The organism is Cryobacterium sp. M96, from assembly GCF_002929845.1.
In the GTDB taxonomy this organism is placed as follows: domain Bacteria; phylum Actinomycetota; class Actinomycetes; order Actinomycetales; family Microbacteriaceae; genus Cryobacterium; species Cryobacterium sandaracinum.
Map to the genome: position 1 here is coordinate 286,319 of NZ_PJJS01000054.1, position 22,808 is coordinate 309,126.

Annotated in this window: 20 protein-coding genes, 1 tRNA gene and 1 pseudogene; 14 read left to right on the forward strand and 8 right to left on the reverse strand. The window is 67.8% G+C overall.

All coding sequences use genetic code 11. The features are described 5' to 3' along the window. Positions 1-4: 4 nt before the first annotated feature. From CXY79_RS15410 to CXY79_RS15435, 6 genes are all read left to right on the forward strand, one after another. Entirely contained in the window at positions 5-1,267 is a 1,263-nt protein-coding gene (locus CXY79_RS15410) for a glutamate-5-semialdehyde dehydrogenase (RefSeq protein WP_104103426.1), read from the forward strand. A gap of 64 nt (positions 1,268-1,331) precedes the next feature. Then, positions 1,332-1,532 carry a hypothetical protein gene (locus CXY79_RS15415; RefSeq protein WP_104103428.1) on the forward strand — a complete coding sequence of 67 codons (201 nt, stop codon included), beginning with the start codon at positions 1,332-1,334 and terminating at the stop codon, positions 1,530-1,532. 14 nt (positions 1,533-1,546) lie between these two features. Further along, on the forward strand, positions 1,547-2,149 hold the full coding sequence (nadD, locus tag CXY79_RS15420) for a nicotinate-nucleotide adenylyltransferase (protein ID WP_255409049.1): 603 nt from the start codon (positions 1,547-1,549) through the stop codon (positions 2,147-2,149). A gap of 47 nt (positions 2,150-2,196) precedes the next feature. Further along, positions 2,197-3,186, forward strand: a complete 990-nt coding sequence (locus tag CXY79_RS15425) for a hypothetical protein (protein WP_104103434.1) — start codon at positions 2,197-2,199, stop codon at positions 3,184-3,186. Between the two features lie 40 nt (positions 3,187-3,226). Beyond that, positions 3,227-3,604, forward strand: a complete 378-nt coding sequence (gene rsfS, locus CXY79_RS15430; protein ID WP_104103438.1) for a ribosome silencing factor — start codon at positions 3,227-3,229, stop codon at positions 3,602-3,604. 72 nt (positions 3,605-3,676) lie between these two features. Beyond that, a tRNA-Ala gene (locus CXY79_RS15435) sits at positions 3,677-3,749 on the forward strand. A gap of 160 nt (positions 3,750-3,909) precedes the next feature. Here CXY79_RS15435 and CXY79_RS15440 read toward each other — a convergent pair. Beyond that, the gene (locus CXY79_RS15440; RefSeq protein WP_104103441.1) at positions 3,910-4,128 is read right to left on the reverse strand and encodes a DUF1653 domain-containing protein; all 219 of its coding nucleotides are present in this window, start codon (positions 4,126-4,128) and stop codon (positions 3,910-3,912) included. Positions 4,129-4,506: 378 nt separating this feature from the next. On the opposite strand from CXY79_RS15440, the gene CXY79_RS15445 reads away from it, so the two are divergent. Continuing rightward, positions 4,507-4,917: a YchJ family protein gene (locus tag CXY79_RS15445; protein WP_369828002.1), complete on the forward strand. Its 411-nt coding sequence runs from the start codon at positions 4,507-4,509 to the stop codon at positions 4,915-4,917. A gap of 353 nt (positions 4,918-5,270) precedes the next feature. Here the strand turns inward: CXY79_RS15445 and nrdD (CXY79_RS17040) are convergent, their stop codons facing one another. The 3 genes and pseudogenes from nrdD (CXY79_RS17040) to CXY79_RS15455 all read right to left on the reverse strand — a co-directional run bounded on the left by nrdD (CXY79_RS17040) (position 5,271) and on the right by CXY79_RS15455 (position 6,493). After that, the gene (gene nrdD, locus CXY79_RS17040) at positions 5,271-5,876 is read right to left on the reverse strand and encodes an anaerobic ribonucleoside-triphosphate reductase (RefSeq protein ID WP_369828003.1); all 606 of its coding nucleotides are present in this window, start codon (positions 5,874-5,876) and stop codon (positions 5,271-5,273) included. After that, positions 5,846-5,971: pseudogene (gene nrdD, locus CXY79_RS17045) on the reverse strand (anaerobic ribonucleoside-triphosphate reductase); the annotation flags it as partial. The pseudogene nrdD (CXY79_RS17045) and the gene nrdD (CXY79_RS17040), both read right to left, overlap by 31 nt. Before the next feature lie 141 nt (positions 5,972-6,112). After that, entirely contained in the window at positions 6,113-6,493 is a 381-nt protein-coding gene (locus CXY79_RS15455; RefSeq protein WP_104103444.1) for a hypothetical protein, read from the reverse strand. A gap of 212 nt (positions 6,494-6,705) precedes the next feature. On the opposite strand from CXY79_RS15455, the gene CXY79_RS15460 reads away from it, so the two are divergent. Continuing rightward, positions 6,706-7,767, forward strand: a complete 1,062-nt coding sequence (locus tag CXY79_RS15460; RefSeq protein WP_104103447.1) for an LLM class flavin-dependent oxidoreductase — start codon at positions 6,706-6,708, stop codon at positions 7,765-7,767. A 150-nt stretch (positions 7,768-7,917) separates the two neighbouring features. Here CXY79_RS15460 and CXY79_RS15465 read toward each other — a convergent pair whose 3' ends face one another. Continuing rightward, entirely contained in the window at positions 7,918-8,109 is a 192-nt protein-coding gene (locus CXY79_RS15465) for a hypothetical protein (protein ID WP_146068157.1), read from the reverse strand. Positions 8,110-8,469: 360 nt separating this feature from the next. On the opposite strand from CXY79_RS15465, the gene glgX reads away from it, so the two are divergent. Genes glgX through treZ form a run of 3 tightly spaced genes read left to right on the forward strand, consistent with a single transcriptional unit; the run spans position 8,470 to position 14,823 of the window. Continuing rightward, positions 8,470-10,674, forward strand: a complete 2,205-nt coding sequence (glgX, locus tag CXY79_RS15470; protein WP_104103453.1) for a glycogen debranching protein GlgX — start codon at positions 8,470-8,472, stop codon at positions 10,672-10,674. After that, positions 10,671-13,061, forward strand: a complete 2,391-nt coding sequence (gene treY, locus CXY79_RS15475; protein WP_104103456.1) for a malto-oligosyltrehalose synthase — start codon at positions 10,671-10,673, stop codon at positions 13,059-13,061. The genes glgX and treY overlap by 4 nt, the downstream gene beginning before the upstream one ends. Continuing rightward, positions 13,051-14,823, forward strand: coding sequence for a malto-oligosyltrehalose trehalohydrolase (gene treZ / locus CXY79_RS15480; protein WP_104103459.1), 1,773 nt, complete (start codon positions 13,051-13,053; stop codon positions 14,821-14,823). The genes treY and treZ overlap by 11 nt, the downstream gene beginning before the upstream one ends. 126 nt (positions 14,824-14,949) lie before the next feature. On the opposite strand, the gene CXY79_RS15485 is transcribed toward treZ, so the two are convergent. Further along, positions 14,950-17,784 carry an FAD-binding and (Fe-S)-binding domain-containing protein gene (locus CXY79_RS15485; protein ID WP_104103584.1) on the reverse strand — a complete coding sequence of 945 codons (2,835 nt, stop codon included), beginning with the start codon at positions 17,782-17,784 and terminating at the stop codon, positions 14,950-14,952. 74 nt (positions 17,785-17,858) lie between these two features. After that, the gene (locus tag CXY79_RS15490; protein WP_104103462.1) at positions 17,859-19,586 is read right to left on the reverse strand and encodes an L-lactate permease; all 1,728 of its coding nucleotides are present in this window, start codon (positions 19,584-19,586) and stop codon (positions 17,859-17,861) included. A gap of 134 nt (positions 19,587-19,720) precedes the next feature. Here CXY79_RS15490 and CXY79_RS15495 point away from each other — a divergent pair, with 134 nt between their 5' ends. Genes CXY79_RS15495 through CXY79_RS15505 form a run of 3 tightly spaced genes read left to right on the forward strand, consistent with a single transcriptional unit; the run spans position 19,721 to position 21,497 of the window. Further along, positions 19,721-20,413 (forward strand): GntR family transcriptional regulator, encoded by a 693-nt coding sequence (locus CXY79_RS15495; RefSeq protein ID WP_104103465.1) that lies wholly within the window; start codon positions 19,721-19,723, stop codon positions 20,411-20,413. A 14-nt stretch (positions 20,414-20,427) separates the two neighbouring features. Then, a complete protein-coding gene (locus CXY79_RS15500) occupies positions 20,428-20,988 on the forward strand; it encodes a hypothetical protein (protein WP_104103468.1) in 561 nt (186 codons plus the stop codon). Next, on the forward strand, positions 20,985-21,497 hold the full coding sequence (locus CXY79_RS15505) for a hypothetical protein (RefSeq protein WP_134374156.1): 513 nt from the start codon (positions 20,985-20,987) through the stop codon (positions 21,495-21,497). The genes CXY79_RS15500 and CXY79_RS15505 overlap by 4 nt, the downstream gene beginning before the upstream one ends. A 35-nt stretch (positions 21,498-21,532) precedes the next feature. Here CXY79_RS15505 and CXY79_RS15510 read toward each other — a convergent pair whose 3' ends face one another. Then, a complete protein-coding gene (locus CXY79_RS15510) occupies positions 21,533-22,783 on the reverse strand; it encodes a low temperature requirement protein A (protein WP_104103474.1) in 1,251 nt (416 codons plus the stop codon). Positions 22,784-22,808 lie beyond the last annotated feature (25 nt).

The following is a 22,808-nucleotide window of genomic DNA, read 5'->3' on the forward strand; positions in this document are numbered from 1 at the left end:
CGGGATGCTGCAGACCGACTCACCTCAGATCACTCCGATCCTCGAAGCCGCCCGAACCGCCGCCCGAACTCTGGCCACGACGTCGACCGGGTTGAAGAACCAGGCGTTGCACGGGATCGCCGCCGCCCTGCGGGGGAGCGCTGCGGAGATTCTGGCCGCCAACACCCTGGATCTGGCCGCCGGCACGCACAATGGCCTCTCCGAGGGCATGCTCGACCGCCTCAGCCTCGACGAGGCGCGCATTAACGCCCTCGCCGACGCCGTGCTCGAGATCAGCCTGCTCACCGATCCCGTTGGGGAGGTTGTGCGCGGCTCCAGCCTGCCCAACGGCGTACGAATCAGCCAGGTGCGTGTACCCTTCGGTGTCGTCGGCGTCATCTACGAGGCCCGCCCGAACGTCACCGTGGACATAGCCGCCATCGCTCTGAAGAGTGGCAACGCCGTCGTCCTGCGGGGCGGATCGGCCGCCGAGAACACCAACCGGGTGCTCGTCACCCTACTCCAGGCGGCGATCAGGCAGGTCGGCCTGCCCGAGGCGTGCGTGCAGACCATCGACCCGTTCGGCCGTACCGGTGCCACCGAACTGATGCAGGCCCGCGGCCTTGTCGACGTGCTGATCCCGCGGGGGAGCGCTGGCCTGATTCGGGCCGTCGTCACCCAGTCGACCGTGCCCGTGATCGAGACCGGGGCCGGCGTCGTGCACATCTTCGTCGACGAGTCGGCGAATCCGGAGTGGGCGGTCGACATCGTGCACAACTCGAAGGTGCACCGGCCCAGTGTCTGCAACGCCCTCGAGACTCTGCTCGTGCACGAGGCCGCGGCCGCGCGGCTCCTGCCGGCCGTTCTGGCGAAGCTGACGGAGTCCGGCGTTACCCTGCACGGCGACGACCGCGTGCGCGAGATCTTCCCCGCGGCGGTGCCGGCCACGGAGGAGGACTGGTCCACCGAGTACATGGGCCTCGAACTGGCCGTGGCGGTCGTCGACTCCCTCGACGACGCCATTGCGCACATCCGTCGCTACTCGACCGGGCACACGGAGTCGATCATCACAAACGACATCGTGAACGCCGACCGGTTCCTCGGAGAAGTGGATTCCGCGGCGGTCATGGTCAATGCCTCGACCCGGTTCACCGATGGCGGCGAGTTCGGTTTCGGAGCCGAGGTGGGCATTTCCACTCAGAAACTGCACGCTCGCGGGCCGATGGGTCTGCCCGAGCTCACCAGCACCAAGTGGATCGTGCGTGGCTCCGGCCAGGTGCGCGCATAGCCCCCGCTAGACTGTTGGCCATGGCGTTTCGCTGTGCCTTGTGAGTCCCTGAATGGAGAATCCCATGTCGTTCCTGACCGTTGTGCTGGCTGAGGCCGGGCTCGTCGATTTGCCGATGCCGATCTTCCTCTACGGAGTGATCGCCCTCGTGGTCTTCGCCGCGCTCGGCTTCGTCGTCTGGTCCTACCGGGATGTCGCCAACCGCCACCAGGCCAAGGCGAAGGCTTACTCCGACGCCCACGGCGGCGCGCGCAGCGACCACTAATCGGAAGCGTCACCATCGATAATCCCGGGGCCCGCCCACCGCGCATCGGCGTGATGGGCGGCACGTTCGACCCCATTCACCACGGGCACCTTGTGGCCGCCAGCGAGGTGGCTCAGAGCTTCGACCTTGATACGGTCATTTTCGTTCCCACCGGTCAGCCGTGGCAGAAGGCAGATGTGACCGAGAGCGAGCATCGGTATCTCATGACGGTCATCGCCACCGCCTCCAATCCCCGGTTCACCGTCAGCCGGGTCGACATCGACCGAACCGGGCCCACGTACACGATCGACACCCTGCGGGATCTGCACGCCGAACGCCCGGACGCGGAGCTCTTCTTCATCACGGGTGCCGACGCGATGGGGCAGATCCTGGGCTGGAAAGATGTTCAGGAGCTCTGGGACCTGGCCCATTTCGTGGCTGTGAGTCGTCCGGGACACGAGCTCAGTATTTCGGGATTGCCCAACCAGGACGTAAGCTTATTGGAGGTTCCGGCTCTGGCCATCTCGTCCACGGACTGCCGGGAACGTGTGAATCGGGGATTCCCGGTCTGGTATCTGGTCCCCGATGGGGTTGTCCAGTACATCTCAAAGCATCATCTGTATCGGAGTGTGGCATGACGTTGGGTAATGACCCACAGCCACTGACGCGGCGACAAGCCCGCGAATTGGCTAGTCGGAACGAGCAGGTCGTCGTCGGCGAATCCGCCGTTCCTGCGCCTCCGGCGCCGCTCGAACCGGCACCGGTGGATCAGGCACCGGTTCCGGCGAAGGATGCCCTATCCGCGAAGCAGCACGCCGCCCAGCAGTATCCCGCCGCACCGTCCGCGTTCGCGCCTCGCGCCGTCGATGGCACGCGCAGCGTTCTCCACGCGCAGGACCACAACACCCTGACCCGTCGTGAGCTGCGCGCGCTTCAGACCGCGCAGACCGGCGATTCCGGCGAATTCCTGCTGAAGCACCACTCCCACACCGAGTCGGCGCTCCCCGCTGCCCCGATCGCACCCGCACCTGTCCCCGAGACGGCTGCGCACCCCTTCGCCATCGACGCGCTGCACGTTCCGGTGGCCCCCGCCAAGGTGGCGCCGCCCGTCGAGTTCCTGATTGAGGCCTCCCCGCGCACGAAGGTCAAGTCCCGACCCGGAGTGCTCCACCCGCCGGTCGGACACTGGTCGCTGGCCCGCGACGAGGTTGACGACCACGTTCCCGGCGTGACACAGCTCGAACCGTTCGACCAGATCGTGGCTCGCGGCATCAGCGCCGGCGGCATTCCGACCACGACCAACGCCCTGATCCTGCCGTCCATCCCGCACCACGGATCTTCGTCGGGCCCGCTCATGCGCACCGGCGAGATTATGGTCACCGGGTCGATCGATCTACCCCGCAGCCTCGGTTCCACCGGAGCCCTGCCGAACGTCTTCGACTCGTCGGACATGGACCAGATGCTCGACCAGCTCGACGAGGGTGGACACCATAGCGACGTCGCCCCGGTCAGTGCGAGCCGCGCCGTCAGCACGCACGCTTCGACCCGGGGTGTCATGGCTCCACCGAGAAAGCGCGGGTTGACCGTCCCGGCCGTCCTGACCGTTACCGCAGGCGTGCTCGCTTTCGGCGTGCTGGCCCTGATCGTGGCCGGCTACGTCCTCAAGATTTTCTAATGCCATCCATTTCGCCTTCACTAACTCAGGGATTCATTCGATGACCGCTTCTGCCCATGCTCTCGAGCTCCTCCAGGTGGCCGCCGCCGCCGCAGACTCGAAAGCGGGGGAGGACCTCGTCGCAATCGACGTATCCAATCCCCTGCCTCTCACCGACATCTTCCTGATCGTCACGGGCCGCTCCGAGCGCAACGTGGTGGCCATCGCCGGTGAGATCGAAGACAAGATGACCGAGGCCGGCCACAAATCGTTGCGTCGCGAAGGCCGTGCCGAGGGGCGCTGGGTCCTCGTCGACTTCGGCGATCTCGTCGTGCACATTTTCCACGAGGAAGAGCGCGTGTACTACTCGCTCGAACGTCTGTGGAAAGACTGCCCCGTCATTCCCATCGCACTGCCTGCCCACAAGGCCGCCGAGTAGCGGTGGTCAGCAGCAGGCTAATCATGTAGTAGCCTAGAGAAGTTGTTTCGGGCAAGTTGCGAAACACATTCTGGGTCCGTGGCGCAGCTGGTAGCGCACCTGCATGGCATGCAGGGGGTCAGGGGTTCGAATCCCCTCGGATCCACCGAGTAGCACAACGTACCGAAAATATGGAACAGGCCTCGACTTCGGTCGGGGCCTGTTCTGGTTATGTGGGGCAGAAAAGCTCACCGATTTTTGCATGAAATGTATCGATCAGATGGATCCTCGCGGAGGCCCTCTGACGCGACTGCGGGGGCTGGTGATCACGCGCCGTCGATCAGGGCGAAGCGTGGAACGTCTGCGCCTTCGACGCGGACGGTGCCCGTGAACATGGCCAGGGGGCGCACCCACAGCCCGCGTTCTCCGTACAGGGCGGTGTAGACCACCAGCTGTTCCTCGGTCTCCGAGTGCCGGGCCACGCCGAGAACCTCGTAGAGGTGACCTTTGTAGTGCTTGTATCTGCCGATCGCAATGTCATTCATGGTGGGCTGACTCTAGGCTCCTTCGCCCGACATTCCCAAACCGTCATCTCCCCACCCGAGCCGGACCGGCAGGTACCGGGCCGTACCCTGTTGCCCGGCGCCACACACCTGTTCGAGGAGCCGAAACCCTGGCGGCGGCCGCCGACCTGGCCCGGGACCGGGTCGCCGACCACCTCGCCCAGACCGTCCCGCCACCGGTTGCCCGCACCGCGAGTATCGCTCCGAGTCCGGCCGACACCCGAGCGACGGGAGCCACAGAACGAACCCGGCACGGGGGGAGGTGACCGCGACGCTGCGATCGAACAGGTCGGCAGAACGCGAGTACGAGACCGAGCCGACCGGGTTCCGGCGGCCCGAACGCTGCCCGATACTGGAGGGGTGCCCGAGACTTCGATTCCTGCAGAGCGCCCGCAGCGCCCTCGACCGTGCCCCTGCCTGAGCGGCAACCTCTATTCCGCGTGCTGTGGTCGGTTCCACCGCGGGGACGCGTTTGCGCCCACCGCGGAGGCGCTGATGCGGTCCCGGTACGCGGCCTTCGCGGTGGGGGAGCCGGACTACCTGCTCACGACGTGGCATCCGCTCACCCGCCCGGAGGTGCTGGAACTCGACGCCGACGTGCGTTGGCTCCGCCTCGAGATCGAACGGACCGCGCAGGGCGGCCCGTTCGACACCGAAGGGGTGGTGGAGTTCACGGCGCACAGCCGGTCCGGCGGCGTCTCCTCGCAGCAGCACGAGATCAGCCGGTTCGTGCGCCTGAACCGACGGTGGGTCTACCGGGACGCCGTCTAGCCCAGCTGCTCCAGGTGGATTTTCAGCCGCGCCGCGAACGCGGGGCGGGCACCTTCGGCCCGCACAGTCTGCAGCACGTGTTCCCGCACGCCCAGGGCGGTGAGCGTGGCGCTGAGCCCCTGATGTCTCCGGGGGCATGATCATCGGGTCGACGGTCGTGCGTGCCGGGTGGGCTCCCCACCCGAGAAGACCACGCCGTCGAGCAGGCCGTGACGCTTGGCCAGCAGCCAGCAGCCAGTCGCAGGTGGACAGTGCCACAAGTCCCGCGATCTGCAGATCGTGCGCGCTCGCCCTTCTTGCCGATGCTGAACGAATTGACCGGGCGGAAGTGGCCCATCACGATGGTCCACACCTCACAGACGCCGCCGCAGACCGTGCAGGTCGGGTGCTCGCCGGCCAGGTAGCCGTGGTCGGGGGCAGATTGAGAACGACGGCGTAACCGTGATGTACGGCAGCCGGTGCGTCGTCAGGGAGCGCTGGACGAGCTCGCGGCAGGCCGCGGCCGTGCAGAGCTTCTCCGACATGTACAGGTGCAGCACGGTGCCGCCGGTGTGGCCTCCAGGTTGTACATGTTTCCGGTGGTCTCCTGGAATGAAGTTCTGGAAATAAGGAGTGCCAAACACCGCGGTCATCACGTCGATAGACGCCCGCTTGATCACGGCCATCTCCTCGGCCAGGTTGCCGTGGTTGAAGTCCTGCTCGACCTCGCCGATCACGGTCACCTGCTCGCGCAGGTCCTCCGGGCAGACCCAATCGAACGTGAGGTTGGTGAACGGCGCCCTGTAGGAGTCGAAGGAGCTGCACTCCTGCGATCCGGCCCACTCGTTCTGCATGGTGCCGAGGAAATTGACGATCTGCGCGATGGCCGAGGAGAAATGCCTCGGGGAGTGGACTCGATCTTGTCGAGAAAGCCAATCAGTCCCTCGTCGAGGAACACCCGGAGCGACCAGCCGGCGCAATAGCCGGCCAGCATGTCGAGTTCGTGGATGTGTAGCTCGCCCTCGCGGTGCGCCTTGCCGATCTCGGCGCTGGAGACGGCGGCACGGATCCGCACTGCGTCGGAGGGAGCGTTAGCGCCAGTGCGCGTGATGGACCGAAATTTCGGGTTTGTGCATTCGACCTCACACCCGGTGCCTCAACGTCACCACATCTTGGGGTCCACATTCCGATACTGACGACATGTGGTGGTGAGTGGCTAAGCGAACGGTCGGAACAGGGCCGCCAAAATGGCGATATAGACGACCACGAAGACTGTGGGGGTCAGGAAGCGCACGACGTTGATCCACGGCGCGGAGGCGATGACGCCGCGCCCGAGGGCGCTGCTCGCGGGCAGCGCGCGGAGGTCAGCCACGATGGCGAGCCCTTCGTTCGCGGACGCGATTTGAGCGAGCGCGCCGAGAATGCCTGAGGCCAGCAGGATGCCCGCGGCCGCGATGCGCACGCTCAGCTCGGCCTCCGCAAGGCCGAGGGACAGGAAGGCCACGAGCGCCGTGAGCAGGAAGGTCGGAGCGAACTGGGACACGATGATGTGCCAGCGGGCCCGGGTCCAGAGCGAAATGAGTTCGTGTTCGGTCATGGGAAATCTCCTGTCGCCGGGGCGACCGGATGGTGGCGCCTGACCCCATTCTGCCCCCTCGCGCCGGCTCGCCGGCGGCCCCATCCCTAGCGGAGCGCCCCGAACCTCAGGTCGGGCTCGGAATATTCTCGGGACGGCCGCGGTTTTTTCCTTTGAATGCATTTGCATAGAGTTTGTCGGACGTTCCGACCACGGCGAGGAGCACGCACCAGATGAAAAAGAAGTTCGAACTCGGGCTGGATACCTTCGGTGACGTTACCTTTGACGCCTTCGGGGCTCGGTTGTCCCAGGCGGCGACGCTGCGCAACGTGGTGGCCGAGGGTGTGCTGGCCGATCAGGTCGGCCTGGACTTTTTCGGGATCGGTGAGCACCACCGGGAAGATTTCGCCGTTTCCGCCCCCGAGGTTGTTCTGGCCGCGATCGCCGGACAGACCACCAGCATCCGTCTCGGGTCGGCGGTCACCGTTCTCAGCTCCGACGACCCGGTGCGCGTCTTCCAGCGCTTCTCCACCCTCGACGCGGTCTCCAGCGGGCGTGCCGAGGTCATCCTGGGTCGCGGCTCCTTCACCGAGTCGTTCCCGCTTTTCGGGCTGGAGCTGGAGCAATATGAGCTTCTGTTCGAGGAAAAGCTCAACCTCTTCACCGAGTTGCTCAAGGAGGAGCCCATCACCTGGTCGGGCGAAACCCGTGCCGGCCTGCGTAACCAGCGGGTGTTCCCGCCCACCGAATCCGGATCCCTCACTACCTGGATCGGCGTGGGCGGCAGCCCCCAGTCCGTCGTGCGCGCCGCGCACTACGGCCTGCCGCTGATGCTGGCCATCATCGGCGGCTCGCCGCTGGCCTTCGTGCCACTGGTTCAGCTCTATCACCGTGCGCTGGCCCAGTTCGAGAAGCCGACCCGCCCGATCGGCGAGCACTCCCCGGGATATGTGGCCGTGACGGATGCCCGGGCGCGCGAGGAAATGTGGCCGCACTATGCCGCCATGCAGGACCGGATCGGCCGCGAGCGCGGTTGGGGTCCGGTCACCCGGGAGCGCTTCGAACACGACGCCGGCCCGGACGGCGCCCTGTTCGTGGGCTCACCCGAGACCGTGGCCACGAAGATCGCCGCCACGGCGGTGAGGCTGGGGCTCGCCCGCTTCGACCTCAAATACAGCCTCGGCACGCTCTCCCACGAGAAGCTGATGACCAGCATCGAGCTTTACGGCACTGAGGTGGCACCGCTCGTGCGCGAGCTGGTGGCTGCCGACCGCGCCGACGACGTGAGCGGGTGATCGCGGAACGCCAGAATACGAGGCCCGTCACAGCGCACGGAACGGATTCGACGGAGATTTTGCTCAGTACGGCTCGAAATACTCCGGAAACCCGCTCTTGTGCCAAAATCTCCGTCGAATTGGTTCGACACCGGGCACGGTGCTCCGCCTCTAAAGCTCGGCCACCGTGCCGGCGCCCTCCTCCTGCAGGGGGTACCTGGCGGGGACGAGCTGCTCGAGGCTGCGGTAGACATCCGCCGGCACCACGTCTTCGCCGGCCAGTGCGCTGAGGATGATGACGTCTGTCCCCAGGCCGGCCCGGAGGGTGAGGTCGTAGAGCTCGTCGAGATCGTGCCGGGACAACACATCGCCCTGAGCCTCGGCGAGATGTACGCGTTCGCCGCCACGCCGAGCATGCAGGTACGCAGTACCTCGGCCGGGGCGTCGCACCGCGAGCCTGAACCATCCGGGCCTGCAAAACTCCCTGGCCACCGGCGTGCAGAGGCACATCGGTGGCGTCCTCGCGGCCCTCGACGGTGACCGTGAGAACCGGGGACGGAGCGAAGACCACGACCGCATTCACAGCGGCTTGATACCCAGAGCGGTCACCCGCGAAAACGGATCGGGCGTCGACGGGGCCCGGCAGACTGTAGCGTACTTGTGGGCATACCGGCGCGATCGGTGTGTCGACAGCACGAGACCCGTAGCACGAGGAGCACCCTTTTGGAAACCTGGCCCGGTACTGCGTACCCGCTCGGAGCAACGTACGACGGCAGCGGCACGAACTTTGCCCTGTTCAGCGGAGCCGCCCACCGCGTTGAGCTCTGCCTTTTCGACGAACAGGGCGTGGAGACCCGCATCGACGTGGTCGAATCCAGCGCGTTCATCTGGCACTGCTACCTGCCCCTGATCCAACCGGGACAGCGCTACGGCTACCGCGTGCACGGCGACTACAACCCCGCCGCGGGCAGCAGGGCGAACCCCAACAAGCTCCTGCTCGACCCCTATGCCAAGGCCACCTGCGGCACGATCGACTGGGACCAGTCCCTGTTCTCCTACAACTTCGGTGACCCGGATTCGCGTAACGACGAGGACTCCGCCCCGCACATGATGCTCGGCGTCGTCGTCAACCCGTTCTTCGACTGGGTGGGAGACCGGCCCCTGCGTACGCCCTACAGCGCCTCCCTGATCTACGAGGCCCACGTGAAGGGCCTCACCAAGCTGCAGGATGCGGTACCGGAGGGCCAGCGCGGCACGTACGCCGGCGTGGCGCATCCGTCGGTCATTGACCACCTGCAGAAACTCGGCGTGACCGCGATCGAGCTGATGCCGGTGCACCAGTTCGTCAACGACGGCACCCTCGAGGAAAAGGGTCTGAACAACTACTGGGGTTACAACACCATCGGGTTCTTCGCCCCGCACAACGCGTATTCCTCCTCCGGTGACCTTGGCAACCAGGTGCAGGAATTCAAGGGGATGGTTCGTTCTCTGCACGACGCTGGTATCGAGGTCATCCTCGACGTGGTCTATAACCACACCGCGGAGGGCAACCACCTCGGCCCGACGATCTCGTTCAAGGGCATCGACAATGAGGCGTACTACCGGCTCATGGACGACGACAAGCGGTACTACATGGACTACACGGGCACCGGCAACACCCTGAACGTTCGTCACCCGCACTCGCTGCAGCTGATCATGGACTCGCTGCGCTACTGGGTTCTCGAGATGCACGTCGACGGCTTCCGGTTCGACCTGGCCTCGGCTCTGGCCCGGGACCTCTACGACGTCGACAAGCTCTCCACCTTTTTTGAACTGGTGCAGCAGGACCCGGTGGTGTCCCAGGTCAAGCTCATCGCCGAGCCGTGGGACGTCGGCCCCGGTGGGTACCAGGTCGGCAACTTCCCGGCTCAGTGGACGGAATGGAACGGAAAGTACCGCGACACCGTGCGTGACTTCTGGCGCGGCGAACCGTCGACGCTGGGCGAGTTCGCGTCGCGAATCACCGGTTCCGCCGACCTCTACGAGCACTCGGGCCGCCGCCCCGTCGCCTCGATCAACTTCGTCACCGCGCACGACGGGTTCAGCCTCTCCGACCTGGTCTCTTACAACGAGAAGCACAACGACGCCAACGGCGAGAACGGCCAGGACGGCGAATCGCACAACCGGTCCTGGAACTCCGGGGTCGAGGGGCCGACGGATGACCCGGAGGTCCTGGCATTACGGGCCCGGCAGCAACGCAACTACGTTGCCACCCTGCTCCTGTCGCAGGGTGTGCCGATGATCCTGCACGGCGATGAGCTCGGCCGAACGCAGAACGGCAACAACAACACCTACGCCCAGGACAATGAACTGAGCTGGATCCACTGGTCGGAGGCGGACCAGCCGCTGATCGAGTTCACGGCTGCCGTTTCCCGGCTGCGCCGCGAACACCCGACGTTCCGCCGCAGCAGCTTCTTCAACGGCCACCCCGGTCACCGCGCCGCGGGCGACCCGATGAGCGACCTTGTCTGGCTGACCCCCGACGGGCAGGAAATGCAACCCCAGGACTGGGACGAGCACCTGACGCGCACGGTCGCCATGTTCCTCAGCGGCGACGGCATCCGGGAGCGCGACGTCCGTGGCCAAATGGTGACCGACGTGAATTTCCTGGTCTGCTTCAACGCAGACGCCGAGGATGTCGAGTTCACCCTGCCCCCGGCCGAATACGCCCCGGCGTGGGAGATCGTCGTCGACACGGCGGGCGAAGGCGCCGACGCGGTTCCGCGGCCCGCCGGGTCCCTGCACACGGTGACGTCGCGTTCCCTCGTCGTGCTGCGGGCGTATCACGCTCCGGAAACCACGCCGGACCACTCCGTCGCGGCCTCCCTGGCCGGGCTGATGACGGGGACGATCCCCGTGATCGACCCGGCCCACCTGGTCCAGCCGTGAAAATTCCGCTCACCACCTACCGTCTGCAGATCACGGCCGCGTTCGACCTGGCGGCCGCGGAAGGGGTGCTCGACTACCTGACCGAGTTGGGAGCGGACTGGCTCTACCTGTCCCCGCTGCTCGCTGCGGAAGAGGGCTCCGACCACGGCTACGACGTCGTCGACCACTCACGCATCGACCCGGTGCGGGGCGGAGCCGAGGCGCTCACCCGCTTGGCGGCGGCCGCGACGGATGCCGGGCGCGGCATCTTGGTGGACATCGTGCCCAACCACATGGGCGTCGCGACCCCGCACCGCAACCTCTGGTGGTGGAACCTGCTCCAGCACGGCCCCGCCTCGCGCTACGCGGAGGCCTTCGACGTGGACTGGGCCGCGAACGGCGACCGAATCCTGCTGCCCGTGCTCGGCGACGACGCGGACGGAATGAGCGAACTCGACCGCCTCCAGGTGGTCGGCGACGAGCTGCACTACTACGACAACCGGTTCCCGCTCGCCCCGGGCAGCGCCGACGGCGGCGCAGACGCCCGCGTCGTGCACGCCCGGCAGCACTACGAACTCGTCAACTGGGGCCGCGCGGACGCGCAGCTGAACTACCGTCGGTTCTTCTCCGTGAACACCCTGGCCGGCCTCCGGGTCGAGGTGCCGTGGGTCTTCGACGAATCCCACCGGGAGATCGTGCGCTGGGTGCAGGACGGCCTCGTGCACGGGCTGCGGGTCGACCACCCCGACGGTCTCGCCGACCCGGGCGGCTACCTCGACCGGTTGCGGGATGCCACCGACGGAGCCTACGTGCTCGTCGAGAAGATCCTCGAGGGTGACGAACAGCTGCCGACCAGCTGGGCCACCGCCGGCACGACCGGGTACGACGCCCTCGCCGACTTCGACCGGCTGCTCGTCGACCCGGCCGGGCAGGGCGCGCTCGACGCACTCGAGGCCCGGCTGCAGGCCGAGGCCGCGGCGCTGACCGGTGACGCGCCGCCGGCGGACTGGGCCGACCTGGTGCACGCGCGGAAGCGCGTCATCGCGGACCGCACCCTCCAGGCCGAGGTCGTGCGCCTGGCCCGACTGGTCCCCGGCGGCGACGCCACCACCGAACTGACCACGGTCGACGCCCTGGCCGAACTCCTGGCCTGCTTCCCGGTCTACCGCTCCTACCTCCCGGTGGGCATCGACGAGCTGCGCCACGCTGGCGTCGAGGCGGCTCGCCACCGGCCCGACCTCGGCCCCGCGATCGAGGCTCTGCTTCCGTTGCTCGGCGACCCGGGACATCCGCTGGCCGTGCGCTTCCAGCAGACCTCGGGCATGGTGATGGCCAAGGGTGTCGAGGACACCGCGTACTACCGCTTCAGCCGGCTCACCTCGCTGAACGAGGTCGGCGCCGACCCGGGGGAGTTCGCGGTCGACCTGGCCGAGTTCCACCGTCGCCAGCAGACCCGTCAGGCCACCTTCCCGGCCTCGTTGACGACCCTTTCCACCCACGACACCAAGCGCAGTGAGGATGTGCGCGCCCGGATCTCGGTGCTGGCCGAGATCCCGGCCGAATGGGAGAGCACCCTGCGCACCCTGCGCGCGACCGCGCCCCTCGGCGACGCCCCGTTCGAGAACCTGCTCTGGCAGGCCATCGTCGGATCGTGGCCGGCCACACCGGAACGCCTCATCGCCTACGCGGAGAAGGCGGCTCGGGAAGCCGGAACGTCGACCACCTGGACCAGCCAGAACGCGGAGTTCGAGACGGCGATGCGCGGCCTCGTGACCGCCTCTTTCAACGACCCGGCAGTCACGCAGACGCTCACCGCGTTCGTCGACCGGGTGCGCCAGGCGGGCTGGAGCAACGCGCTCTCGAACAAGCTCGTGCAGCTGACGGCCCCCGGAGTGCCCGACGTCTACCAGGGCAGCGAGCTATGGGACACCTCCCTCGTCGACCCCGACAACCGCCGCCCGGTCGACTACGACCTGCGGCGCGGCTACCTGGCCCGGGTGCAGGACGGCTGGCTGCCGCCCGTCGACGAGACCGGCGCCGCGAAACTTCTGGTCACCACGCGCGCCCTCCGGCTGCGCCGCGACCAGCCCGAACGTTTCTACCGGCACAGTCCGGTCCCCGCGTTCGGCGCCGCCGCCGACCACGTGATCGCTTTCGACCGCGGCGGCGCGGTCACCATCGCCACCCGGCTGCCGCTCGGGCTCGCGGCCGCGGGCGGCTGGGGAGATACGATCGTGGTCTTGGCCGGCGGGCCGGTCGTCGATCTGCTGACCGGGGAACGCCACCCCGGCGCATCCGTCAGCGTGGCCGCCCTGCTGGGGCGCTACCCGGTGGCCCTGCTGGTGCCGGCCGACGACGCCGACCCGACCCGCACGACCGACCTGGAAGGTGCCGACCATGCCCGCTGAATTCAAAGTCTGGGCTCCCAACGCATCGGCCCTGGCGGTCGAACTCGCCGACCAGACCGTGCCGATGACCCCGCAGGGCGACGGATGGTGGCACGCACCCCGTCCGCTGACCGAGCCCGCCGAGGGCCGTGCCGATCAGCCCGTCGACTACGGCTTTTTGATCGACGGTCAGGGGCCCTTCCCCGACCCCTGCTCCCGGCACCAGCCGAACGGCGTGCACGCGAAGAGCCGCACGTTCGATCCCGGCGCGCACGTCTGGCAGGACAGCGCCTGGACCGGCCGCCAGCTGGCCGGCAGCACGATCTATGAGCTGCACCTCGGCACCTTCACCACGGAGGGCACCCTCGACGCCGCGGCGGGCCGGCTGGCCCACCTGGCCTCGATCGGCGTCGACTTCGTGGAGCTGCTCCCGGTCAATGCCTTCAACGGCACCCACAACTGGGGCTACGACGGGGTGCTCTGGTACGCCGTGCACGAGGGCTACGGCGGACCGGCTGCCTACCAACGGTTCGTGGACGCCTGTCACCAGGCCGGAATCGGCGTCATCCAGGACGTGGTCTACAACCACCTCGGCCCGAGCGGCAACTACCTGCCGCAGTTCGGTCCGTACCTGAACGAGAGGGGCGACACGGGCTGGGGCTCCTCTCTCAACCTCGACGGCGCCGACTCCGACCCGGTGCGCCGCTACATCATCGACAACGCCCTGATGTGGCTGGGCGACTACCACGTCGACGGACTCAGGCTGGATGCGGTGCACGCCCTGCGGGACGACCACGCCCTGCACCTGCTCGAGGAACTCGCCGCCGACGTCGATGTGTTGAGCGCCACCCGCGGGCGTCCGCTCACCCTGATCGCCGAATCGGACCTCAACGACCCGCGTCTGATCACGCCGCGGGACGCCGGCGGCTACGGGCTCACCGGCCAGTGGAGCGACGACTTCCACCACGCCGTGCACGTGGCGGTCACCGGCGAGACCACCGGCTACTACGCCGACTTCGAGCCGCTCAGCGCCCTCGCGAAGGTGCTCACCCACGGGTTCTTCCACGACGGCACCTTCTCCAGCTTCCGCGGGCGCACCCACGGTCGGCCGATCGACACCGCACGGATGCCGGCCTGGCGCCTCGTCGTCAACAACCAGAACCACGACCAGATCGGCAACCGGGCCACGGGCGACCGCCTCAGTGCGACCCTCGACTCCGGGCAGCTGGCGATCGCCGCCACCCTGACCCTGCTCGGCCCGTTCACGCCCATGCTGTTCATGGGCGAGGAGTGGGGGGCGAGCACACCCTGGCAGTTCTTCACGTCGCATCCGGAACCCGAACTCGGCGAGGCCGTCCGCACGGGCCGGATCGGCGAGTTCGCGCGCATGGGCTGGGACCCGGCCGTGGTGCCCGACCCGCAGGACCCGGCCACGTTCGAGCGGTCGGTGCTGGACTGGGCTGAGGTTTCCCAACCGGCCCACGCGCGCCTGCTCGATTTCTACCGGGCTCTGGGCTGGCTGCGGCGTTCCCGTCCGGACATCACGGACCCGCGCTTCGGCCGGGTCGCGGTCGACGTCGACGATAACGAGCGGTGGCTGCGGCTCTGCCGCGGCGACACCGAAATCCTGGTCAACCTGGGCACGGAGGCTCGTGACGTGCCGACGGATGCCCCGGCGCTACTGGCATCCTTCGCCGCCGTCGGCGACGCGGTCCAGTCTCGCACGCCCACCGCGGTCACCCTCGCACCGCACTCCGTCGCCGTGTTCGGCGCCTCCGAGTAGCCCGCAGTCAACGTTCCCCAGGGCCTCGTGCCTCGCGGCGCACCCTACGGAAACTGGCGCACGTTACACCGTGCGCCAGTTTCTCCAACCTGCGCCGCGAGTGGGCAGAGCTCAGACGGCGCCCGACTATGCCAGGTGGGATGCGGCGGCGTCCGGATCGTCGGCGTCGGGCCGCGTCACCTCTTCCAGCAGCTCGAGCACGTGGCGGTATTCCTTGCCGGTGGCCCGGGTCAGCCCGAGCTCACAGGTGCGGTTGCACGACGCGAATGCCGTGGCGTCCATCGTCGCGACATCGGCCGCCTGCGCCCGGGTGGCGGATTCTGTCAGCTCGGGATGCAGCATGCCGCGGTCCCCGGCGAAGCCGCAGCAGCCCCAGTTATCCGGCACCTGCACCCTCTCGGCCACCCCGCCGGCCAGGGTCTGCAGGGAGTCGTTGATGCCCATCCGAGTGGAAGAACACGTGGGGTGCAGCGCGAGCGAATCGATCTTCTGGTACTCGGGCAGTGACGGCAGGATGCGTTCGGCCGCGAACTGCACGGCGTCGACCACCCGCAGGCGCGGCTCGTTCTGGTCACCCTCGATGGTCGTCCGCAGCCCCTCGGTGCAGGAGGAGGCGTCGCAGATGATGGCGAGCTCGCCGTTCCGGGTCGCCGTGCGCAGCGCCGCGAGGGTTTTGGCCCGCATGGTCGCTTCGCCGGTCTTCAGCCCCTTCGACGACCACGGCGTGCCGCAGCAGAGCCCGTCGATGCCCGCGGGCACGACGAGGGTGATGCCGGCCCGGTCGCAGAGCTGCTCGAAGCTGACCTGCACCCCGGGCGTGCCCGCGGTGGCCGGACCGAACATGGTCTGCACGCAGGCCGGGAAGTAGACGGCTTCCGGCGCCAGGGCCGGCACCGGGCGGGAGCGTCCGCCGCCGCCGCCAGGCAGCTCGCTCGAGTAGAGCGGCAGCGTGTCGGTGCCGAGCACGGCTCGGCCGAGCTTGTTGGGCACCATCAGTACCGGGGCCGGGATCTTGCGCACCACAGTGAGGGCCAGCCCGGCGCCGCGGGTGACCGCACCCCAGTTCTTGGCCGCGGTGTTCCAGACGCCGTTGATCAGCGGTCCGGTCTCGCCGCGCCGGATCTGCTTCATCATGGTGCCGGTGTTGATGTTGACCGGGCAGGCGGTCTGGCACATGCCGTCGACCGCGCAGGTCTCCACGCCGTCGTAGACGAAGTCCTTCTCCAGCTCGGCGGCCAGAGCCAGGTCACCGCTCCGGCGGGCCTGTTCGATGGCGCGCAGGGTGACGATGCGCTGGCGGGGGGTCAGGGTCAGGTCCCGGCTGGGGCAGACGGGTTCGCAGTAGCCGCAGGAGACGCAGCTGTCGACCACCTCGGCGACGGGCGGCACCAGCTTGATGTCACGAAGGTGAACCTCAGGGTCGTCGTTCATCAGCACGCCGGGGTTGAGCATCCCGGCGGGGTCGAACAGCACCTTGAGCTGCCGCATGACTTCGTAGAGCTCGTCGCCGTACTGGCGCCGCACATACGGAGCCATCACCCGGCCGGTGCCGTGCTCGGCCTTGAGCGAGCCGCCCTCGCCGAGCACCAGGTCCACCATGTCCTCGGTGAAGGCGCTGTAGCGCTCTAGCTCGGTTGTGCCGGTGAAACCGTCGGTGAGCATGAAGTGGATGTTGCCGTCCTTGGCATGGCCGAAGATCACGCTATTGCGGTAGCTGTACTTGTCGAACAGACGGATCAGCTCCACGCAGGTGCGGCCGAGCGCGGCCACCGGCACGACGACGTCCTCGAGCAGCGCCGTGGTGCCCTGCGGGCGGGCGCCGGCGACGGATGCGTAGAGCCCCTTCCGCAGATGCCACAGCTGGGCACGGGTCGCAGAGTCCGCGCTGAACTTCACCGGGGCGCTGAGCCCGAGCCCCGGCATAATAGTCAGGCCCGCGCGCTGGAGCTCCTGCAGCGATTCGGGGTTGTCGGTCTGGTACTCCATCAGGAGGGCGGCGTGGTCGCGCACCGCGAGGTCGCGCACGACCGGGGGTACGTCGTCCAGGCCCTGGCCGACCTTGAGCGACAGGGCGTCCATCAGCTCCAGGGTGGCCGCCCCGGTGCCCACCAGGGCAGGCAGGGCCGCGTTGGCGGTCTCCAGGTCCGGGAAGACCAGCAGGCCGGTGACCGTGTGGGTCGGCCGCGGGACGGTGCGGAAGACCGCCTCCGCGACGAACCCGAGGGTGCCCTCGCTGCCCACGATCAGGTGCGCCAGGATGTCGACGGGCCGGTCGAAGTCCAGCAGGGAGTTCAGGCCGTAGCCCATGGTGTTTTTCATCGAGAACTGGTGACGGATGGTCGAGACGGAGGCCGGGTTGCCGGCAACCCGCTTGGCGAGGCGCAGCAGGCCCTCGTGCAGCTCGGGTTCGAGGGCGCGGAGGCGCGCATCGGCATCCGCCGCCCCGGTGTCGACGACGGTGCCGCTGGGCAGCACCACCGTGACCGATTCCAGGGTCTGGTAGGCGTTGTCGACGGTGCCGCAGGCCATACCGGAGGAGTTGTTGGCCACGACGCCGCCGATGGTGCAGGCGGATTCGCTCGCCGGGTCCGGGCCGAATTTGCGGCCGTACTGCGCCAGGCGGGCGTTCAGGGCGCGCACGGTGACGCCGGGCTGAACCCGCACCCGGGCGCCGTTGTCCTGCACCTCGATCTGTTTGAAGTTGCGGCGCACGTCGACGAGCACGCCGTCGGTGAGCGCCTGGCCGCTCAGGCTGGTACCGCCGGAGCGGAACGTGAGCGGCACACCCTGCGTCCGACTGGCGCGCAGCAGCTTGCCGACCTCGTCCGCGTTGGCGGCCACGACGACCGCCTGCGGCACCAGCAGGAAGTGCGAGGCGTCGTGGGCGTTGGCGTGCAGGTCGATCGCCCGAGTCTTCACCTGGGCCGGGTCGGACACCGCGGCGCGGAGGGCACCCAGCATCCCGGCGGATGCAGGCACCGCTGTGGGACCGGAGACGGTCGCCGAGGGGGTGACCACCGTGCCGCGGCGGGCCATTACGGCACCATCCAGCCGAGGACCGGGGTGGACTGCAGCACGATCAGGACCGTGATCAGCACGAGGAGCCCCAGGCTCCATCCGACGAGCTTGCGGAAGAGCAGGCTCTCCGCACCCACCAGGCCGACGGCGGCGGCCGCCACGGCCAGGTTCTGCAGCGAGAGCATCTTGCCGAGCACACCGGCCGACGAGTTGGCGGCGGCCATCAGCACAGGCGACAGGCCGGTCGCGTTGGCGGCGGTGACCTGCAGCTGCCCGAAGAGCGCGTTGGACGAGGTGTCGGAGCCGGTCAGGGCCACGCCGATCCATCCGATCAGGGGGGAGATCACGGCGAAGAATACGCCGGCGGTGGCCAGGTAGGCGCCGAGGGAGGCGGTCTGGCCGGACAGGTTCATCACGAACGAGAGGGCGAGCACGGCGGTAACGGTGACGATGGTCCAGCGCAGCTGCACGAGGGTGTCGCCGTAGATCTTGAGGCCCTGGCGGAACGAGACCTTGTAGAGCGCCATGGTGAGCAGGCCGGAGAAAAGCAGCAGGGTGCCGGTGGCCTTGAAGTGGTCGAGCTTGAACATCGTGGCCGGAACCGGGTCGCCGGCGGCGTCGGTCACGTTCAGTCCGGGCCAGGCGAAGGTGACGCTGCCCACGACGCTGAGCCAGGCCTTGATGGCCGGGATCTGCGCGATCGAGAAGATGCCCATGATGATCAGGTACGGGGCGATGGCCTTCCACACCTGGCGCGGTTCCGGGCGGGTGTTGTCGTTCAGGTCAGGGCTGTCGGCAGAGCGTCGCGCCGACTTGAGCGCGGTGGTGGGGGTGCTGCGCATGGCGGATGCGGGGACCGCGGCGCCCACGGTCGTGCTCACCAGGTTCTCGGCACCGGACAGTTCGACGTCGTCGTTCAGTCCCATGGATTCGGCCGGCTGCCAGAAGCGCAGCATGACCAGGACGGCGGCCACGGTGGCGACGGCGGCCACGACATCCGTCAGCTCGACGGCGAAGAAGTTGGCGGTGACGAACTGGGCCAGTCCGAAGACGAGTCCGGCGACCACGGCCACCGGCCAGGTCTGCTTGACGCCGCGCTTGCCGTCGACGATGAAAACGAGGATCAGCGGAACGATCACGGCGATGAACGGCGTCTGGCGGCCGGCCATCGACGCGAGGTCCTGGATCGGCAGGCCGGTGACGCCGTTGAGGGCGATGATCGGGGCGGCCATGGCACCGAACGCCACCGGGGCCGTGTTGGCCAGCAGCGACACCATGGCGGATTTGAGGGGTTTCATGCCCGCGGCCATCAGCATGGCGGCGGAAATGGCAACCGGGGCGCCGAATCCGGCGAGGGACTCGAGTAGTGCGCCGAAGCAGAAGGCGATCAGGATGGCCAGGATACGCAGGTCGTTGGAGATGGAGCGAATGGTGCGGCCCAGCACCTCGAACCAGGGGGTGGCCACGGTGAGCTTGTAGATCCACAACGCGTTGACCAGAATCCAGAGAATCGGGAAGAGGCCGTAGAAGACGCCGGCGGCCGTGGCGCTCAGCGCTTGGCCGACCGGCATCTGCCAGCCGACGACGGCGAGCACGACCGAGAGGAGCAGGCTGACCAGAGCCGCCTTGTGCGCCTTGACCCGGAACACGCCGAGAAGGACGAACAGGAGAATCAGCGGCAATGCGGCGCAGATGGCCGACAGGACGAGGGATCCAAGGATCGGATCGAGTATCTGTTGAAAGATTGGGTCTCCACACTGAGGTCGTGGTCACGCCGTCGTGACACTTCATCAGTTGTATAGCAAGTATGCAAGTAAGTCAATATATATTGTGTTTTTGTCTGTCAAGATGAGAACACAATTTAGGAAAGGCAGGTCCCGTGACAGCGCGCGTAACGGCAACGTCGATCGTGGATGCCATCGCGAACGACCTGCGAACCCGAATCCTTGAAGGGGAATTGACCTCCGCCACGGCCCTGACCGAGACCGATATGGCCGCGAGCTACGACGTCGCCCGCCCCACGGCGAAGGCGGCGATCGAGAAACTCGTCGCTGAGGGACTGCTGGTGCGCGGGGCGCACAAGAGCGCCCGCGTCGCCGAGCTCGGACCGGACTCCGTGCGCGACATCTACCAGGCCCGCGCCTACCTCGAAAGCGAGGTGCTGCGCCGCCTGGCCCTCACCTGCACCGTCCCCGAGGAGGCCGTGCAGGCCAACCTCGACATCGCGGCCGTGGCTGGCGGCTCCGCCCTCGACGTCGTGGAACCCGATATGCGTTTCCACACCAGTCTGATCGACGCCGTCGGCAACGAGCGGATCAGCCGGATGTACCGTTCCCTGGTTAGCGAGGTACGCCTCTGCATGGTGCGGGTGCAGTCGCTGAACCTGCTCGACACCGCGTTGATCCAGGCCGAACACCAGCGCCTGCTCGAGCTGATCGGGGAGGGCGATGGCGCCGCGGCTGCCGAGTTGCTCGACGAACACCTCGCCCGTGCCCGCGAACGCCTCGCCGCGGCAATCGGCGGCGAAGCCGGCCCGGAGGCACACCTCCCATCATCCCTGCACCGGGTCTGAGTCCCCCAGACGCCATGGGCTACTTTCTCGCACCATCCACCCGGGTTGCCCTGTCGCGCCTGGTGACCCTCGACACGGCCCCGGGCTCGGCGCCGCTCGAGCGGTTGCGGGCCATCCGTTCCCTGCTCTTCGAGCTCGACGCCGACCCAGCCACCCTGGTAGGTGTGCGCGACGCCCTCAGCGGGGGAGCGGACTGGGACGAGATCGCCGACGCCGCCGGTTTGAAACCGGCCGCCGCGAAGTGGCGCTGGAGCGGCACCGATTCGGAGATCGCCGCCCGGCAGGCGGCCGGACGCAAGCGGTCCGCACGTCCCAGCGCCGTGCCCACCGATCTGCCTGGGCTGTCCGTGTCCGAGGCTGCTGCGCAGCTGGGGGTCACCGCCCAGGCGATCTACCTGAAGCTGAGCCGCGGCAAGCTCGCCGGCCGAACCGTCGAACTCCCCGACGGGCGAAGCTACAAACGGGTCTTTCTCAACGAAGACCCGGATGCCCGCCTTGACCGCGCCGAATCGGCAGCAGACAATGACCCCACCGCTTCCCCCCGATGCACTTTGACGACGGAGCCCTCACCATGACTGATTTCTCCTCGACCAGCACGCCCACCCGGTCGATGCCCCTGTCCGATCAGACCGAGACGCTCAAGCCCATTGAAGAGCCCCAGACGACCGAGGCCCAGCCCGCGCCCAGGCGCGTAGCGCACCTCACGACCACGTCCGGCCAGCGCACCGCGCTGGTCGTCCTGGTCGGAATCATAGCCCTTGCCGTGGCCTTCATCGTGATGCTTTTGGTGGGGGTGTCGAGCGAGAGCATCAACGCCCTCGCCGTATTCGCCACGCCCATCGCCTCGATGGTGGCCGCCTATTACGGCATCACCCTGAGCATCCAGCAGGTGCGCAGCGAACGCGCCGAGAAGGAAAAGGCTATCGCCCGAGCGGATGCCGCCGACGCCGCCAGCCGCGAGACCGAGGTCTGGGCCGCCCAGATGGAATCCGGCCTGCGCGTCGCGATGGCCCAGCTCGGCGCCGCGCGTATCGGCACCGAGGCGGTCGAGAAGGCTGCAGGCACCCCCGACGGCTTCTTCTGACCGGGGTTCGATCACTCGAAGCCTCCCAGTTTCGGCTAGCCGGCCTCCTTCTCGGCGGTGCCGTTCCGCACGCGCACGATGGTCCCCCAGCAGGCGACGGTCGTCAGCATGAGCGCTCCCAGCGCTCCTAACGCGAGCGGCGAGAGGGCGAAGGCGAGGGGCAGCGCCAGCAGCAGTAGTGCGATTCCCGTGACATGGGAGATCAGCACCTCCCGGGCCACGACGAATCGGAACAATGCCAGCCCCAGCAGGTACAGCAGAGGCCCGCCGGTGATGGCGACGGCCGTCGAAAAAATGACCGGGTCATCCGGATGCGCCAGGATCTCCTTGACGCCGACCGAGCTCAGAACAATGCCGGCGATGAGCATCGCATGTACATAGGTATACGCGAGCCGGGCGAGCCGGCCGGGGTCGGCGGCATCGGTGAGGGCTTTGCTGCCCGCGTACTCGCTGTGGTCGAAGTACAGCCACCACATGGCCGCTCCACTCACGAAGGCCAGCAGCAGGCCGAGCACACCCGGCACCGACACGTCCTGATCGACGAAGGCGAAGCCCGTCACCAGAAATGATTCGCCGAGTGCGATGATGACGAACAGGGCGCTGCGCTCCGCGATGTGCGGACCGGAGAGCTCGCCGTCGCCGGGAGTGGCCCGGCCGAGGCCCGGCACCGGGAAACCGAGCTTCGCGGAAACGAACTCGATCCCGAGTGCGGTGGCCCAGAGCAGCAACCGGTAGTCGGCCGGGAGCAGGCCGCCGAGAATCCAGAAGAGCCCGGCCACGGCGAGCCAGAGGAAGATCCGCACGAAGGCGCGGAAGAGGGCGCGATCGTGGAGCGCGAGGGCGAGCGCCATGAAGGCCGTTCGGCCCAGCTGCAGGGTGACGTAGGCCACGGCGAAGAGGAATCCCCGGTCGCCGAATGATTCGTAGATCGAGACGCTCACCACCAGCCCGACCAGGGAGAGGCCGATCACGACCCCGCGCACAGGCAGGCGGGCCGGATCGAGCAGGTTGGTCACCCAGGTGGTGTGCACCCAGATCCACCACAGGGCGAGCACCAGGATGACGGACTCGGCGGCTCCCTGCCAGGACTGGTTCTCGTAGAGGTGGCGCGACAGCTGGGTCAACGCGAACACAAAGATCAGGTCGAAGAACAGCTCGATGTAGGTGACCCGATCCGCCAGGTCGGGCCGATCCGGGCGCATCAGATTGAGCCGGAGGCCAAAACGGCCGGCGGGGCGGCGACCGGTGCCGGGAGCGGAGGGGACGGTGCTGGGCGTTGCGTTCACGCACCCAGTCTGCCTCAGTCCGGCA

Excerpts from the sequence above, each read along its gene's own strand:
- rsfS (WP_104103438.1), top strand. The coding sequence starts at position 3,227 with ATGACCGCTTCTGCCCATGCTCTCGAGCTCCTCCAGGTGGCCGCCGCC.
- CXY79_RS15415 (WP_104103428.1), top strand. The coding sequence starts at position 1,332 with ATGTCGTTCCTGACCGTTGTGCTGGCTGAGGCCGGGCTCGTCGATTTG.
- CXY79_RS15455 (WP_104103444.1), bottom strand. The coding sequence starts at position 6,493 with ATGACCGAACACGAACTCATTTCGCTCTGGACCCGGGCCCGCTGGCAC.
- CXY79_RS15485 (WP_104103584.1), bottom strand. The coding sequence starts at position 17,784 with ATGCTGGGTGCCCTCCGCGCCGCGGTGTCCGACCCGGCCCAGGTGAAG.
- CXY79_RS15440 (WP_104103441.1), bottom strand. The coding sequence starts at position 4,128 with ATGAATGACATTGCGATCGGCAGATACAAGCACTACAAAGGTCACCTC.
- treZ (WP_104103459.1), top strand. The coding sequence starts at position 13,051 with ATGCCCGCTGAATTCAAAGTCTGGGCTCCCAACGCATCGGCCCTGGCG.
- CXY79_RS15500 (WP_104103468.1), top strand. The coding sequence starts at position 20,428 with ATGGGCTACTTTCTCGCACCATCCACCCGGGTTGCCCTGTCGCGCCTG.
- CXY79_RS15410 (WP_104103426.1), top strand. The coding sequence starts at position 5 with ATGCTGCAGACCGACTCACCTCAGATCACTCCGATCCTCGAAGCCGCC.
- CXY79_RS15505 (WP_134374156.1), top strand. The coding sequence starts at position 20,985 with ATGACTGATTTCTCCTCGACCAGCACGCCCACCCGGTCGATGCCCCTG.
- CXY79_RS15460 (WP_104103447.1), top strand. The coding sequence starts at position 6,706 with ATGAAAAAGAAGTTCGAACTCGGGCTGGATACCTTCGGTGACGTTACC.